The 15,769-nt window shown below is 41.9% G+C and carries 10 protein-coding genes; 8 read left to right on the forward strand and 2 right to left on the reverse strand.

The features are described from left to right. Positions 1-22: 22 nt before the first annotated feature. The 6 genes from IPJ16_09870 (at position 23) to IPJ16_09895 (ending at position 8,646) form a co-directional block, all read left to right on the forward strand. A complete protein-coding gene (locus IPJ16_09870; GenBank protein ID MBK7627481.1) occupies positions 23-646 on the forward strand; it encodes a DUF5063 domain-containing protein in 624 nt (207 codons plus the stop codon). A 1-nt stretch (position 647) separates the two neighbouring features. After that, positions 648-1,232, forward strand: a complete 585-nt coding sequence (locus IPJ16_09875) for a 3'-5' exonuclease domain-containing protein 2 (protein MBK7627482.1) — start codon at positions 648-650, stop codon at positions 1,230-1,232. Further along, positions 1,229-2,410 carry a class I SAM-dependent rRNA methyltransferase gene (locus IPJ16_09880; GenBank protein MBK7627483.1) on the forward strand — a complete coding sequence of 394 codons (1,182 nt, stop codon included), beginning with the start codon at positions 1,229-1,231 and terminating at the stop codon, positions 2,408-2,410. Before IPJ16_09875 ends, IPJ16_09880 begins: the two co-directional genes overlap by 4 nt. Before the next feature lie 77 nt (positions 2,411-2,487). Then, on the forward strand, positions 2,488-4,629 hold the full coding sequence (locus IPJ16_09885; protein MBK7627484.1) for an RNA-binding transcriptional accessory protein: 2,142 nt from the start codon (positions 2,488-2,490) through the stop codon (positions 4,627-4,629). 83 nt (positions 4,630-4,712) lie between these two features. Then, positions 4,713-6,854, forward strand: coding sequence for a S9 family peptidase (locus IPJ16_09890; GenBank protein ID MBK7627485.1), 2,142 nt, complete (start codon positions 4,713-4,715; stop codon positions 6,852-6,854). Positions 6,855-6,870: 16 nt separating this feature from the next. Further along, positions 6,871-8,646, forward strand: a complete 1,776-nt coding sequence (locus tag IPJ16_09895) for an FAD-dependent oxidoreductase (GenBank protein MBK7627486.1) — start codon at positions 6,871-6,873, stop codon at positions 8,644-8,646. Between the two features lie 88 nt (positions 8,647-8,734). Here the strand turns inward: IPJ16_09895 and IPJ16_09900 are convergent, their stop codons facing one another. Continuing rightward, a complete protein-coding gene (locus IPJ16_09900) occupies positions 8,735-10,285 on the reverse strand; it encodes a M20/M25/M40 family metallo-hydrolase (GenBank protein MBK7627487.1) in 1,551 nt (516 codons plus the stop codon). Positions 10,286-10,508: 223 nt separating this feature from the next. Between IPJ16_09900 and IPJ16_09905 the strand changes: the two genes are divergently transcribed. Continuing rightward, positions 10,509-12,992, forward strand: a complete 2,484-nt coding sequence (locus IPJ16_09905; GenBank protein MBK7627488.1) for a Smr/MutS family protein — start codon at positions 10,509-10,511, stop codon at positions 12,990-12,992. Here the strand turns inward: IPJ16_09905 and IPJ16_09910 are convergent. Further along, entirely contained in the window at positions 12,967-14,457 is a 1,491-nt protein-coding gene (locus IPJ16_09910; protein MBK7627489.1) for a sodium:solute symporter, read from the reverse strand. The two genes, IPJ16_09905 and IPJ16_09910, sit on opposite strands and share 26 nt — an antisense overlap. Positions 14,458-14,658: 201 nt before the next feature. Between IPJ16_09910 and IPJ16_09915 the strand changes: the two genes are divergently transcribed. Further along, positions 14,659-15,672, forward strand: coding sequence for an isoaspartyl peptidase/L-asparaginase (locus IPJ16_09915; GenBank protein MBK7627490.1), 1,014 nt, complete (start codon positions 14,659-14,661; stop codon positions 15,670-15,672). The last annotated feature ends 97 nt before the right edge of the window (positions 15,673-15,769 follow it).

Raw genomic sequence — 15,769 nt, forward strand, 5'->3', positions numbered from 1 at the left:
TACCACAATTTAATAAAAAAAGATGGATACCAATTCAGAACCGGTATATTCGAGGAATGTAGTTGAATTTGTGGCAGTTGCAAATGAATTCTGTAAGTATTCAGAACATGCTTCAGAGCTAAAAGGAGATGAATTGCTCAAAATATTTCAGCGGATTCTTCCTCTGATGTATCTTAAAGCCTCCCTTTTGCCGCAATTTGATCCGTTTTTCGAGGAAGGGAATGAGAAATTTGTTACAGAATCTGACTGGTTAAGGATTCATGACACTTTCAGGGAAAAATTCGGTACAGCCGATGATTATCTTGAGGTGTTTGACGACAAGATGAAAGAGTCGGAAGGACCGGTTATCTCTTCGATATCTGAAAACATGGCAGACATTTATCAGGACATGAAAGATTTTCTGCTGCTTTATCAGACTGGTACCAACGAAGTGATGAATGATGCAGTATGGGAATGCAGATTAAACTTTGAGACATTCTGGGGTCAGAAACTTGTTAATTCGATGAGGGCGATTCATAAATTCATTTACTCAGGTGAGGAGATAGGAAAAATTGAAGAAGATAATAATGAAAATGATGAGAACAGAAACACTTCCGACTGGTTTATATCGAGACGGCAAAAGGATTTGAGGGGCGATGGAGAATAGTATTTATCAGGAGAACATTACAGCAGAAGAACTTGCAGAATGCGAGCTCTCATGGTTTAAAGGTGAATTGGTTTTAATAGAGGATCTAAAGACTTTTTATGAAGTATTTCCAAGGTTGCTGGGGCATGACCTGCTTGGGTTTGATACGGAGACAAAACCTACTTTTAAGAAAGGAAAAAGGCATCAGGTATCGCTTATTCAGTTATCGACCGATAACCTGGCTTGTCTTTTCAGAATCAATAAAATAGGTCTTCCCGATGAACTGGTGAAGCTTCTGGCCGATCCTTCCGTTATTAAAACCGGAGTGGCAGTTCATGACGATATAAAATTCCTTTCCAGTGTGAAAAGATTCACACCCCGGGGTTTCATCGATCTTCAGAACTTGGTGAAAGACTTTGGAATACAGAGCTCGGGGCTGAAAAAACTTACGGCAATAGTGCTGGGTTTCAGGATCTCAAAACGTCAGCAGGTAACAGACTGGGAAGCTGAACAGTTATCGGAAGCTCAACAGATCTATGCAGCAACCGATGCCTGGGTTTGTCATGAGATTTATAAGAAATTAGTAAATGGGCATAATAAGTTATGACAAGAATAAAAATTGTCCTTAAGTCGGGTAAAGAGCAGTCGTTGAGAAGATTGCATCCCTGGGTTTTTTCGGGTGCCATCAAGAAAATGTACGGAGAACCGGTTGAGGGTGACCTGGTTGATGTATACGATAATAATGACACATTTCTCGGAACAGGGCATTATGCGCCAAGTTCGATAGCGATAAGGATCCTTTCATTTGAACAGACAGAACCTGATATCAGCTTTTTCAGGAAGAAAATTGAAAAGGCAATAGCTTACAGAAAATCTATCGGAATTATTGGTAATCCTCAGATTAATGTTTACAGGCTTATCCATGGCGAGGGTGATGGTCTCCCGGGACTGATAGTCGATTATTATAACGGAGTGGCTGTTATGCAGATGCACTCTGTCGGTTTCTACAGGATCAGGAAGGAGATTACTTCAATACTTGTCGATCTTCTGAAAGATGAATTAGTGGCTGTATATGATAAGAGCGAGGGTACTATTCCTCACATGTCGGGTATAACAGGCGTAAATGAATTTCTGTATGGCGATTCAGGTCCGGCAACAGTTACCGAAAACGGTTACCAGTTTAAAATTGACTGGACCACCGGACAGAAAACTGGTTTCTTCATCGATCAGAGAGATAACAGGCAGCTTCTCGAAAAGTATTCGGAAGGGAAGAGTGTACTCAATATGTTTGGTTATACAGGAGGATTCTCAGTATATGCAATGAAAAATGCCGCACTGGTTCACACTGTCGATAGTTCTTTGTCTGCTATAGAACTTGCAAATGAGAATATCAGGCTTAATTTCGGCGACGATAAGAGACATGAAGCATTCCAGGTTGATGCTTTTAATTACCTTAACAATATTAAGGATAAGTATGATGTTATAATCCTCGATCCCCCGGCTTTTGCAAAGCACAATAATGTTCTGGATAATGCACTACAGGGATATAAAAGACTAAATATTAAGGCCATAGAGCAGATAAGGCCGGGTGGAATTATTTTCACATTTTCGTGTTCTCAGGTAGTTACAAAAGAAAATTTCAGGAAATCGGTATTCGCCGCTGCAGCAAATACCGGCAGAAGTGTCCGGATCCTGCATCAGATGAGCCAGCCTCCTGATCATCCTGTTAATATCTATCATCCTGAAAGCGAATACCTTAAAGGTCTGGTAATTTATGTAGAATAACGCCGTAACGCCGTAATGCCGTAACACCGTAACACCGTAACACCGTAACACCGTAACACCGTAACACCGTAATAGTCATGAGCACAAATAAGAATATACTGCTGATTGCAAAAAAACTGGGACTTCACGACTGGCAGGTTGAGAACACAATCAGACTGATGGACGGAGGTGCAACTATTCCTTTTATAAGCAGGTACAGGAAGGAGATGACAGGAAGTCTTGATGAGGTTCAGCTTATGCATATTAAGGATGAATATGACAGGCTGAAAGAACTCGATGCCCGTAAGGAAGCTGTAATAAAATCAATTGAAGAGCAGGAGAAGATGACTCCTGAATTGCGGAAGAAGATAGATGCTGCAATAACAATGGCTGAACTTGAAGATATTTATCTTCCTTTCAGACCGAAGCGCCGGACACGTGCTACAATAGCAAGGGAGAAGGGACTTGAGCCACTTGCAGTAATCATTATGGAACAGCGGGAAAATGATCCTTTATCAAAAGCCGAAGGATTTCTTAATGATGAGGTTGCAACTGTTGAAGATGCGATTGCAGGTGCTTCAGATATTATTGCAGAGTGGGTAAGTGAAGATGAAAAGGCCAGAAAACAGTTGCGTTATCTTTATGAAAAAGAAGCAGTTATTTACTCAAAAGCAGTAAAGGGAAAAGAGGCTGAGGGGATTAAATACAGTGATTATTATGACTGGTCTGAGCCTCTTAAAAAGTGTCCTTCGCACCGGCTTCTGGCAATGAGAAGGGGAGAAGAAGAGGGGTTTCTGAGACTTTCTGTTGAGCCCTCAGAGGATAATGCTCTTGACATTCTTGATTCGATATTTATTAAGGGCAGGACTGCTTCTTCAGATATTGTTAAAGATGCTGTTAAGGACAGCTGGAAAAGGCTTCTCTCTTCGTCGATGGAAACAGAATTCAGGAACATCTCGAAAGAGAAGGCAGATATTGAGGCAATAAATGTTTTTGCCGAGAACCTCCGGCAGCTGCTGCTCGGATCACCTCTGGGAGAAAAAAATGTACTCGCTATTGATCCGGGTTTCAGAACAGGCTGCAAGGTTGTTTGTCTCGACAGGCAGGGTAATCTTATTCATAATGAAACGATCTATCCTCATCCTCCCCAGAATGAAACAGCCATGTCGATAAAAAAGATTCTTTCACTTGTAAATGCTTATAAAATTGAAGCAATTGCAATCGGAAACGGAACAGCCAGCCGCGAGACTGAAGATTTTATAAAGTGGGTTAAGTTCGAAAATGATATACAGGTTTTTGTTGTGAGTGAGGCCGGTGCTTCAATCTATTCAGCATCGAAGATAGCCCGTGAGGAGTTTCCAGATTATGATGTTACTGTACGCGGTTCTGTATCTATCGGAAGGAGACTGATGGACCCTCTGGCTGAGCTTGTAAAGCTCGATCCTAAATCAATCGGTGTAGGGCAGTATCAGCACGATGTTGATCAGCAGAAGCTTCAGAAATCGCTCGATGATGTGGTAATGAGTTGTGTGAATGCCGTTGGTGTTGAGGTGAATACAGCCAGCAAACATCTGCTTACATATGTTTCAGGTCTTGGCCCTCAGCTGGCTCAGAATATTATCGATTACCGGACAGAGAACGGACCGTTCAAATCGAGAAAGGAACTTCTCAAAGTTAAAAGAATGGGAGAGAAGGCATTCGAACAGAGTGCCGGATTCCTCAGGATCAGAAACGCTGCGAATCCTCTCGATGCAAGTGCAGTACACCCTGAGAGTTATCCTGTTGTTGAGAAAATGGCTAAAGATCTGGGAGTTCAGGTTAAGGAACTGATTACAGATGAGACCAAAAGAAAAGAGATTAAACTCGAAAAATATGTAACTCCGGTAACAGGACTGCCAACATTAAAGGATATTGTGGAAGAACTTGCTAAACCCGGACGCGATCCAAGATCGAAGATCAAAGAGTTCAGGTTTGCAGATGTTCATACTATGGAAGATCTCATTCCAGGAATGGTTGTTCCAGGTATAGTTACCAACATTACAAAATTCGGTGCTTTTGTTGATATTGGAATCAAGCAGGACGGACTGGTTCACGTTTCAAATCTGACAAAAAATTTTGTAACTGATCCTTCAACAGTTGTGAAACTTCACCAACATGTTATGGTAAAGGTTCTGGCTGTTGATATCGAAAGAAAACGTGTTCAGCTGTCGATGAAGGATGTTGAAACTAAAAAGCAGTAACGGCATAACGGCGTAATGGCGTAACGGTGAATTGATTCAATTGATTATATTTGGTATTCATTGGTAAACAAAAAGTACATATTATGAAGAGAAATTATTTCCTGATGCCGGCATTACTGGCGGTAGTGCTTTTCTCATGTAACACCCAGCCTGCCATAAAGGCACCTGTTGCTGATAAGGTTCCTTATGAGATTTTTGACAAACGGGTTGATAACTATTTCTGGATGCGTCTGAGCGATGAACAGAAAAACGACACCACACCGGATGAACAGACTACCAAAGTCCTCAATTATCTTAATGCAGAGAACGCGTATGCAAAAGCTGTTCTTAAAAGCCAGGAGACTCTACAGAAAACGGTCTTTGATGAGATTGTTGGAAGAATCAAGCAGGACGATTCTTCTGTACCATATTTCAAAAACGGATACTATTATTATAATAAGTACTCAACAGGAAGTGAATATCCGGTGTACTATCGCAAAAAAGGAACTCTCGATGCACCTGAAGAGATTCTTCTTGATGTAAATAAACTTGCGGAGGGAAAAGAGTATTGTTCTGTTAGCGGATTAACAGTAAGTCGTGATAATAAATTACTTGCGTATGGAACAGATTTTGTCAGCCGTCGCCGGTATACACTCAATTTCCTGAATCTTGAGACCGGCACTTTACTTACAGACAGGATCGAGAACACAACAGGTCAGGCTGTATGGGCAGCTGATAATAAGACCATTTTTTATGTCACGAAAGATGAGGAGACCCTGAGAGCGGATAAGATTATTAAGCATAAACTGGGAACTGCAGCTGAATCAGATAAAGTGGTTTATTTCGAAGAAGATGAAACATTTAGTGTTTATCTCAGCGAGACAAAAAGCGAGAAGTATATCCTTATTAACTCTTCACAAACCCTTACCTCCGAGAGCCGGTATATTGATGCTTCGAAACCCGATGGCGAGTTTAAGGTATTTGAACCGCGGAAAGTGAATCATGAGTATAATATCGACCATATTGGCAAAGAATTTTTCATAAGAACAAATTCAGACAGCTCTTCTAACTTCCGTCTGATGAAGACGCCTGATACAAAAACCACTATGGAAAACTGGAGTGTGGTTATTCCTCACAGAAGCGATGTTCTTTTTGAGAACTTTGAACTGTTTGATAACTATCTGGTTGCTGAAGAGCGGATCAAGGGCTTAAGTAATCTAAGGATCATCGATACCAAAAACGGAGGCGAACACTATCTGAATTTCGGTGAAGAGGCATATACGGCAGGCATAAATGTCAATCCGAATTCCAATACTGACATTCTTCGCTACAGCTACTCATCGCTTACCACACCCAACTCGGTAATCGATTATAACATGGTTACCAAAGAGAAGACAGTACTTAAAGAAGATATTGTGCTTGGCGGGTTTGATAAGAACAATTACGAATCAAAGAGGCTCTGGGCAAAAGCGACTGATGGTACGATGGTCCCGGTCTCAATTGTCTATAAAAAAGGGTTTGTACAGGATGGGAAGTCACCGCTGCTCTTATATGCCTACGGATCTTACGGGTCATCAACCGATCCCGGATTCCGCTCAACAATCATTAGTCTTCTCGACAGGGGATTTGTTTACGGACTTGCTCATATCAGGGGTGGGAGCGAGATGGGCCGTTACTGGTACGAGGATGGAAAGTTGCTGAAGAAGATAAATACTTTTACAGATTTTAACGACTGTGCACAATTCCTTGTAGATGAGAAATATACGAGTAAAGAGAAGCTTTTCGCAATGGGCGGAAGTGCCGGCGGATTGCTGATGGGAGCAATAGTAAATATGCGTCCCGATCTTTATAAAGGTGTTATTGCAGCCGTTCCTTTTGTTGATGTGGTTTCAACTATGCTCGATGAGACTATTCCGCTTACAACTTTTGAATGGGATGAGTGGGGGGATCCGAGGAAGAAAGAATACTACGACTACATGTTATCATATTCACCATACGACCAGGTGAAAGCCATGGACTATCCTAATATGATTGTCACAACAGGATTCTGGGATTCGCAGGTTCAGTACTGGGAACCAGCCAAATGGGTTGCCAAATTACGTGCGATGAAGACAGATAAAAACACTCTCGTGATGGATTGCAACATGGCTGTTGGTCATGGCGGTGCCTCCGGACGCTTTGAGCGCTACAGGATAACAGCAATGGAATATGCATTTATAATGCAACTTGCAGGAATTACTCAATAGAATACAACTGTATTATATGAAAAGTGTTTGTCTGGTTGCCCTTGTATGTCTTATCTCTTTTTCTTCATGTAAAAAGGAGAAGCATGAACTTCTGATAGAGGCCGAAAGTTTTAAAGAAAAAGGAGGATGGGTTGTTGATCCCCAGTTTGTTCAGCAGATGGGCTCGCCGTATTTGCTGGCTCACGGTCTTGGAATGCCTGTAAGCAATGCAAAATCAGAAATCACTTTTCCTTACACCGGCAAATATCACGTCTGGGTGCGGACAAAAAACTGGGCTCCCGGAGATTGGGAAGCTCCCGGAAGATTCAAACTCCTTATTAACGGAAAAGAACTTAACTGCGTTCTGGGTACAGAAGAGGGATGGGCATGGCAATATACAGGATCTGTTTCAATAAAGGATACTTCTGCAACCCTGGAACTTGCTGACCTCACCGGGTTTGACGGACGATGCGACGCTATATATCTGAGTACATTAAAAACAGCTCCACCTGTTACTGTTAAAGAATTAACAGAATGGAGGAAGAAGCAGCTGAATGAGAGCGACACTCCCTTAAAATCAGAATCATACGACCTTGTTGTCGTTGGCGGTGGCATAGCAGGCTGTGCTGCATCAATAGCGGCGGCCGAGCAGGGAATGAAAGTGGCCCTTATTCAGGATCGTCCCGTTCTCGGCGGTAATGCCAGCAGTGAGATAAGGGTTCATACCGAGGGAATCACCTGGAAATCTGACCGGATTCTGAGTATGCTCAACACAGTGTGGTGGCCGAATGGATCTCCAGAGGCTGTTCTCGATGACAAGAAGCGTCATGCAAACATGGAAAAATATGAGAACATCTCAATATTTCTCAATATGAGGGCATATTCGGTTAAATCTGAATCTGGTGTTATCAGCTCTGTTGATGCCCGTCATACTTCAACAGGAGAAACAATGAGGTTTTCCGCTCCTCTGTTTATAGATTGTACCGGCGACGGCTGGATTGGGTACTGGGCAGGTGCAGAGTTTATGTATGGGAGAGAAGACTCCTCACTGTATAAGGAAAACTGGGACCAGCACAAGGAGCTTTGGAGCCCTGCAAGTGGCGACAACCGGGTAATGGGATCTTCAGTGTTATGGAGAAGTGTTGATAAAGGAACTCCTGTTACATTTCCGGAAGTGCCATGGGCGATGGACATTGCAGACGGATACTCCGCTGTAGAGGGTACCTGGAAGTGGGAGTACTCCGATAATAATATGAACCAGATTGAAGATGCAGAAGCTATCCGCGATCATATGCTGAAAGCTATCTACAGCTCATTCTATAACGCAAAGCAGAAGCCTGAAAATGCTACTCTGGCATTGGAATGGACCTCATACCTGGTAGGCAAGAGAGAATCAAGAAGGCTCGTCGGAGATTATATTTACACATTTCAGGATGAGAAGAATATGGTAGAATTTGATGATGCTGTTGTGATGGAGGAACGTGATGTGGATGTTCATTATCAGCAAAAGCTAAAAGATCCTTCACAGCCTGATTTCTTATCCGAGGCTCTCTTTTACAAAGTCGATCATTATTATATTCCTTACAGATGCCTCTATTCAAAGAATATTAAGAATCTCTTTATGGCCGGGAGATGTTTCAGCACATCTCATGTTGGTCTCGGTGGTCCGCGTGTAATGAATACTACAGGGCAGATGGGTGTTGCAGTTGGTTACGCAGCATCACTGTGCAGGAAATACAGCACAGATCCCCGCGGGATCTATCAGTCACATATTGCCGAATTGAAAAATTTGGTGTATACCGGTACCCCCTGATTTTGTTACGTAAGGAAGGGTCGCGACCCTTCTCTGCAAGACATGCATTATGTAAGGAAGAGTTGCGACCCTTCCCTGCATAATGCTGTTACCGACCCTGACCAACAGTTGCCGTACGTGGTTTCATAGCAGGTTTCCCGGGTAGTTTGGCACTGCGCATTGCTGCGTTATAGGCAAATGCTGCAGTGACAACTGCATTATGTTTCAGATCAGCCATTTCCAGACGTTCGTAAGTATCCATAACCGTATGGTAACCGCGGTCATATTCCAAATCATCCTGGATGAACTGGAATCCGGGTAAGCCAACAGCATCAAATGAGAGATGGTCGGTTCCTGATGTGTTTCTGATTGTTATTGTGGAGCAACCCATATCTGCAAATGGCTTGAGCCACTCTTCGAATATTGGTCTCACGAGTTCATTCTCCTGTAAGTAGATACCGCGATATTTTCCCGAACCATTATCCATGTTGAAATATGCTGCGAAATTATTATAGTCAGCTTTATGTTCTCTTGTTTTTGCATCAACAAGATACTTCTCAACATAGCCGCGTGAGCCATTGAGTCCCTGTTCTTCACCACCCCACAGTGCAACCCTTATTGTTCTTTTCGGAGCCGCATCAAGGTTTTTAAGGATACGAAGAGCTTCCATCATCACAATACAGCCCGATGCATTATCTGCGGCGCCAGTTCCTCCGTGCCATGAATCGATATGTCCGCCAAGGAGGACAACTTCATTTTTCAGAAGTTTATCAGTACCGGGGATCTCGCCTATAACATTGAAAATGGTAGGACTTTCTGTAAACTTATTCTGGATCTCAACCTCCATTTCGACAGCAACTTTGTGACGGAGAAGACGCTCCAGTCTGCCATGGGCTTCAACAGGAAGATTTAACTGGGCAATAGGCTCCTTCTCTCCTGCAGTATATGTTGCACCGGATGATCTTGGTACATTAAAAACTCCTGAGTTATTGAGAATTACTGCAGCTCCTTCAGTTTTCAGCAGCTCAGTCATTTTATTCCTGAGAGTTCTTTGTGCCATCATTGTTGCGAAGTCACCCATTTGTCTTCTGGGTTGTGATGAGGCTGCCATAGCCAGCTGCTCTAGCTGTTCGTCGGTATACCTGCTGGCAAATGGTTCGAAACTAAGTGTATAGACCGAAGTGGATGGCATCAATACGATCTTGCCTGCAAGTTTGCCTTTGAATTTTTCAAGGTCTGCCTCTGTTGTGGCATCAAGAAGAATAACCTCTCCTTTTACCAGACCGTTTGTACTGCCTGTCCATGCAATTGGATTACAGGCAAAATTAATATAGTAAGGTGCTGTCATTGCAGCATATGTTTTTATGTTGTCCCAGCCGCCACGGGTATTTGGTCTGGCTTCCTCTATTCTGACATTCTGAAATCCAAGCTCTTCCATCTTTTTCTTTGCCAGCTCATTAGCCTTATTTCCTCCTATTGAACCGGTAAGTCTTGGACCAGCGAAGTCAGTCATCCAGAATGCTAGATCTTCGATACTTGAGTTTCTTAATCCCTCCTGTTTGATCTTGTACATCATTCCCAGGTCAACATTTTCGCTTTGCGACATTAACCAAAGTGGCAGGAGTAAAAAGAACAGCAGGGAAGCAGTGATTTTCTTCATTTTGATTTTAAATTAAATTAGTTCTTCATCTTCAGATCGATCAAATATAGATAAAATAGAATCCGGGTAAGTGATACCGGATAAATGTTTTAACAATAATTAACTTTGTTTATCGGTATGCGGCGCAAGGTTAGCGGTATGCGGCTTTAAACCTTTTTCTTCTTACTTTTGTCTTTTTACTTTTATCTTTTGTCTTTTTACTTTTATCTTTTGTCTTTTATATATGATTTATCCTGAAAATTTCGAAAATAAGATTGGATTCGACCGGATCCGCGAACTGCTTGTTGAAAAGTGCCTGAGCCCCATGGGATTTGAGAAAGTTGAGGATATCGGGTTCATTTCTGATTTTGATACTCTTGGACATAAATTATCAGCAACATTTGAATTTCAGCAGATCCTTCAGTTTGAAGACTTCTTCCCGAATGAACACTATTATCAGATCTCTGATTGCCTTAATAAAATAAGGATTGAAGGAACTTTTCCCGAAGTGCAGGAAGTTTTTGATCTTAAGCGATCGCTTGAGACAGTAAAGACAATCCTTAACTTTTTCAGGAGCAAAGATGCCACCAAATACCCGGTGCTGAGAGAGATGTGCAGCTCCGTCAAGACCTATCCCTATGTTCTCGACACAATAGACAGAATAATTGATAAACGGGGAATAATAAAGGATAATGCTTCTGCACGGCTTAAGGAGATCAGGTCTGAACTGGTTGGTAAGAGCATTCAGGTTTCGAAACGCCTGAACCAGATCCTTAAGCAGGCACAGGCTGATGGAATTGTTGATTCCGATACCTCTGTTTCAATAAGAAATGGGAGAGGTGTTATTCCTGTAAGCGCATACGATAAAAGGAAGATAAAAGGACTTATTCACGATCAGTCAGCATCAGGCAAAACTGTCTTTGTTGAGCCTGAAGAGATTGTGGAAATGAATAATGATATAGTTGAACTTGAATATGAGGAGAAAAGAGAAATTGTAAGGATACTTACTGCCCTGGCTGACAATATAAGGCCATATATTGATGATCTTCTTGAAGCTAACCTTTTTCTCGGAGAGATAGATTTTATAAGGGCAAAGGCACTTCTCGGAAACCGCCTCCAATCAATAAAACCTGTTATCTCAGAAAAACCATTCATTTCATGGAGAAGGGCAATGCATCCGCTTCTCACACTTTCATTCGAGAAACTACCCGGAAGAAAAGTGGTGCCTCTTGAGATAGTTCTGGATGAACGCGACAGGATACTTCTTATATCCGGACCAAATGCCGGAGGCAAATCGGTTTGCCTGAAAACTGTCGGATTGCTACAATACATGCTTCAGTGCGGACTTACAATACCTGTTGCAGAGGGTTCTGAAACCGGTATTTTTAAAAACCTTCTTATTGATATCGGTGATGAGCAAAGTATTGAAAATGACTTAAGTACATATAGTTCCCATCTTATAAATATGAAGTATTTCATTAAGAACGGGGATGAGAAAACACTAATACTTATTGACGAATTCGGTACAGGAACAGAACCAATGCTTGGAGGGGCAATAGCCGAGGCCATACTTGGTGAGCTTAACAGGAAAATGGTTTTTGGAGTTATAACTACTCACTATACCAACCTTAAGCATTTTGCATCCCTCACTGAAGGAATAGTGAACGGGGCTATGGCTTTTGATAATCATCTGATGCAGCCGCTTTTCCAGCTGACAATTGGCAAACCTGGAAGTTCATTTGCCTTTGAGATAGCAAGGAAAATAGGCCTTCCTGAAGAGATTCTGAATGAGGCATCTGGTAAAGCAGGAGTTAAGAATATTAACTATGACAGGCATCTGAAAGACATTGCCCGTGATAAGCGGTACTGGGAAACCAAAAGGCAGAGTATACGTCAGCAGGAGAAACGTCTCGAAGAATTGATGGCTGAGTATGATAAGGAGCTTTCAGGGGCCAAATCTCTGAGGAAAGAAATCATTACCAAAGCAAAAGACGAAGCCCAGCAGCTGCTGAAGGAATCGAACCGTATGATAGAAAACACTATCAGGCAGATAAAGGAGGCACAGGCTGAAAAGGAGAAGACAAAGGAGATGCGCCAGCAGCTTGAAGAATTTAAGAATATTGTAGTTGAAGAGACAAAACCCGTTGAAACGGATTCTGAGGAAAAGATAGCAATACTCAGTTCGAGAGCTAAAAAAATAAAACTTGATAAGGAAGAGGAGGTAAATGAGAAACCTGTTAAAAAGGAGATTGCTGAAATGCCCTTTAAACCAGGCGATGCAGTGAGAGTAACAGATACACAGGCTGCAGGTGAAATACTTTCAATTGAAGGTAAAAAGGTGCAGGTAGAAACGGGAAGTCTCAGGTTTTTTGTCCCTATCGAAAGGATTGAAAGAATCTCGAGGGCAGAACTGAAAAAGAGTCTCAGGTCGAATCAGGTTCAGAGAGGAAACGATACGGCAATTGTACAGCGTAACATAAACTTCAAACCTGAGATTGATATCAGGGGTGTAAGAGGCGAGGAGGCAATTAACCAGGTACGTGATCTCATCGACAATGCACTGATTGTTCGTCACCGTAACCTTCGGATTCTTCACGGAAAAGGAAATGGCATTCTTCGTCAGCTTGTAAGGCAATACCTCGACACAGTTGATGTTGTGAAATCATTTCGTGATGAACATGTTGAGTTTGGCGGATCAGGGATTACTGTGGTTGAGATGGATTTTTAATATTTCCTTTAATTATTACCCCTAGCAGAAAGCCGGTAATAAATATCACCATAGTGCCAAAGACTATTGAAAGATAGCTATGAAACGGACTTGTGAATCTGGTTAATTCGGGAGATGTAAAGATGAACTGGGAGAGACTCATCCAGCCAATAACGAGTACTCCGGCCACTACTCCGATAATTGCTGAAAGGTTTGTGACCTTTTTCGAAAAATATCCCAACAGGAATAAGCCCAGCATTCCTCCGCTGAATATTGAAGCAAGTTTCCACCAGACGTCAAGTGCACTTTTTACATTTATCATAGCAATTGCAATAAGAATGCCCAGAATGCTGAAGATCAGTGAGGAAGAATAGAGTATTCTGACAGATCTTTTTTCTGAAGACGGATTATCGGTAGATTTTTTAAAATAGTCGTTAAGAATTACTGTTGCAGAGCTGTTAACACTTGTTGAAATGGTGCTCATACCTGCTGCAAAAATTGATGCGATAAGCAATCCGGTCAGTCCTGCCGGGAGATTATTTATTATATAGAGAGGGAATACCCTGTCGGCCTGAATACCTTCAGGGAGAATACCGGGATTTACAGAATAGTAGGCGAACAGAGAGGTGCCGATAAACATAAACATCAGAGATACAGGTATATAAAGAAGCCCTCCCCACATTGCTGATTTCTTGGCCTCTTTTTCGGTGGTTGCTGTCATATATCTCTGGATATAATTCTGATCTATTCCGAAATTCTGTAGATTTATAAAAATTCCGTAAATAAGCACTACCCAGAATGTTGATGTTGTAAGTTCCGGTTTCAGGCTCCCCAGGCTGAACTTATTGTTTTCTGAGGCAATCTGAAAAATCTGTCCTGGACCCTCCGGCATCGAAAACAGGAGCACAATTAGACATACAACAGCGCCGAGTATCAGTATAATGCCCTGAATGGCATCTGTCCATATTACTGCCTGTATCCCGCCCAGAAGTGCATAGATCATAACACTTATTCCCGTTACAATTATTATAGTGATCATATCCCAGCCTACAATAACATTGAGTGTAAGTGCCAGAAGAAAAAGGATAGTGCCGGTCCTCATTAATTGTGTCAGAAGGTACATCACCGAAGCATAGATTTTTGCCCATGGTCCGAATCGCATTTCGAGATATGTATAGGCTGACGGACTATTGACAGACCGGTAAAGCGGAACAAAAAACTTAACTGCCATCCAGGAGGCAAATGGAATAGAGAGGCTGAATACAAAAGGGTTCCAGTTCGACTGAAACGCCTGTCCGGGCAAGGCCAGATAACTTATACTGCTGACAAACGTGGCAAATATCGACATTGAGATGACCCAGGTTGGGATGTTCTTATTTCCAAGAGTGAAGGATGATGAAGATCTTTTTTTACTGTAAAAAGAACTCCCGAAAATCACTATCCCTGCCAGATAAATAATAAATATGATAATGTCGATTAATCTCATTTTATTGTTATTTTATTAACACTTGTTTTTTTATGCACAGTTTTTCTCCTTTCTCCTTTCTCCTGTTGTCATATTACCTGATCAATTATACATCAATTTTATAAATTTAATATTATTATCAATTGATTTTATTCAGTCTGTCGGGCCTGAGATGAAAAAGTATTAATATTGTATAAGATCTTAACCAAATACTCAAAGAAAATGAAACTCTGTAATAACTTAATTCCGGCAGCTGCTTTTTTTCTGTTTGCCTTATCAGGATGCAGTAACAGCAGCAATAAAACTGAGCCGGTTCCTGATTCATCAGCTGTGAATAAGCAGGAATGGGCGATTGTGATACATGGCGGAGCAGGAGCCATGTCAAAGGATAAAATGACTCCTGAGATGGACAGTCTTTACAGAGCTTCGTTACAGCAGGCAATGGGAATAGGGAAACAGATTCTGATTAATGGTGGAACATCACTTGATGCGGTAGAGAAGACTATTAATTTCCTTGAAAATGATCCTCTTTTCAATGCCGGCAAAGGGGCTGTATTTACTCATGATGGTAAAAATGAGCTTGATGCATCGATTATGGATGGATCAAATCTGGCAGCAGGCTCTGTTGCAGGGGTTACTGACATAAAGAACCCGATCACCGCAGCCAGATATGTAATGACATACTCTGAACATGTAATGCTTACAGGTGCGGGTGCGTCTCAGTTTGCAAAAGAGCAGGGACTTGAAATTGTCCCCCCTGAATATTTTAAAACTGAAGCGCGATATAAGGAACTTCTTGAGATTTTAAAGAGGGAGAAGAATGGAACTGTCGGTTGTTGTGCTCTTGATAAAAGCGGAAATCTTGCTGCCGGTACTTCAACCGGGGGGATGTCGAACAAGAGATATAACAGGGTGGGTGACGCCCCGATCATCGGTGCAGGTACCTATGCCAACAATGCTACCTGTGCAGTATCGGCAACCGGTCACGGTGAGTATTTTATCCGGTGGACAGTCGCACACGATATATCAGCTCTGATGGAGTATAAAGGATTGTCTCTCAAAGAGGCCTCAGAACTTGTTGTAAATGACAAGCTTGTGAAAGCAGGAGGGAGCGGAGGAGTGATTTGTGTTGATAAGAAAGGTAATATATCAATGCCTTTTAACTCAGAAGGGATGTTCAGGGGATTTGCCACAGCAGATGGAAAAGCAGGAGTGTTTATCTATAAGGAAGAATAAAAACCATTAACCACAAAGAACACTAAGGAAATACACAAAGGTCGCAAAGAGTTTAAAAACAATGCTTTCCTTTGTGTACTTTGAGAATCCTTTGTGT

Source organism: Bacteroidales bacterium, assembly GCA_016709865.1.
Classification (GTDB): Bacteria; Bacteroidota; Bacteroidia; order Bacteroidales; family VadinHA17; genus LD21.

Excerpts from the sequence above, each read along its gene's own strand:
- IPJ16_09910 (MBK7627489.1), bottom strand. The coding sequence starts at position 14,457 with ATGAGATTAATCGACATTATCATATTTATTATTTATCTGGCAGGGATA.
- IPJ16_09890 (MBK7627485.1), top strand. The coding sequence starts at position 4,713 with ATGAAGAGAAATTATTTCCTGATGCCGGCATTACTGGCGGTAGTGCTT.
- IPJ16_09900 (MBK7627487.1), bottom strand. The coding sequence starts at position 10,285 with ATGAAGAAAATCACTGCTTCCCTGCTGTTCTTTTTACTCCTGCCACTT.
- IPJ16_09870 (MBK7627481.1), top strand. The coding sequence starts at position 23 with ATGGATACCAATTCAGAACCGGTATATTCGAGGAATGTAGTTGAATTT.
- IPJ16_09895 (MBK7627486.1), top strand. The coding sequence starts at position 6,871 with ATGAAAAGTGTTTGTCTGGTTGCCCTTGTATGTCTTATCTCTTTTTCT.
- IPJ16_09880 (MBK7627483.1), top strand. The coding sequence starts at position 1,229 with ATGACAAGAATAAAAATTGTCCTTAAGTCGGGTAAAGAGCAGTCGTTG.
- IPJ16_09885 (MBK7627484.1), top strand. The coding sequence starts at position 2,488 with ATGAGCACAAATAAGAATATACTGCTGATTGCAAAAAAACTGGGACTT.
- IPJ16_09915 (MBK7627490.1), top strand. The coding sequence starts at position 14,659 with ATGAAACTCTGTAATAACTTAATTCCGGCAGCTGCTTTTTTTCTGTTT.
- IPJ16_09905 (MBK7627488.1), top strand. The coding sequence starts at position 10,509 with ATGATTTATCCTGAAAATTTCGAAAATAAGATTGGATTCGACCGGATC.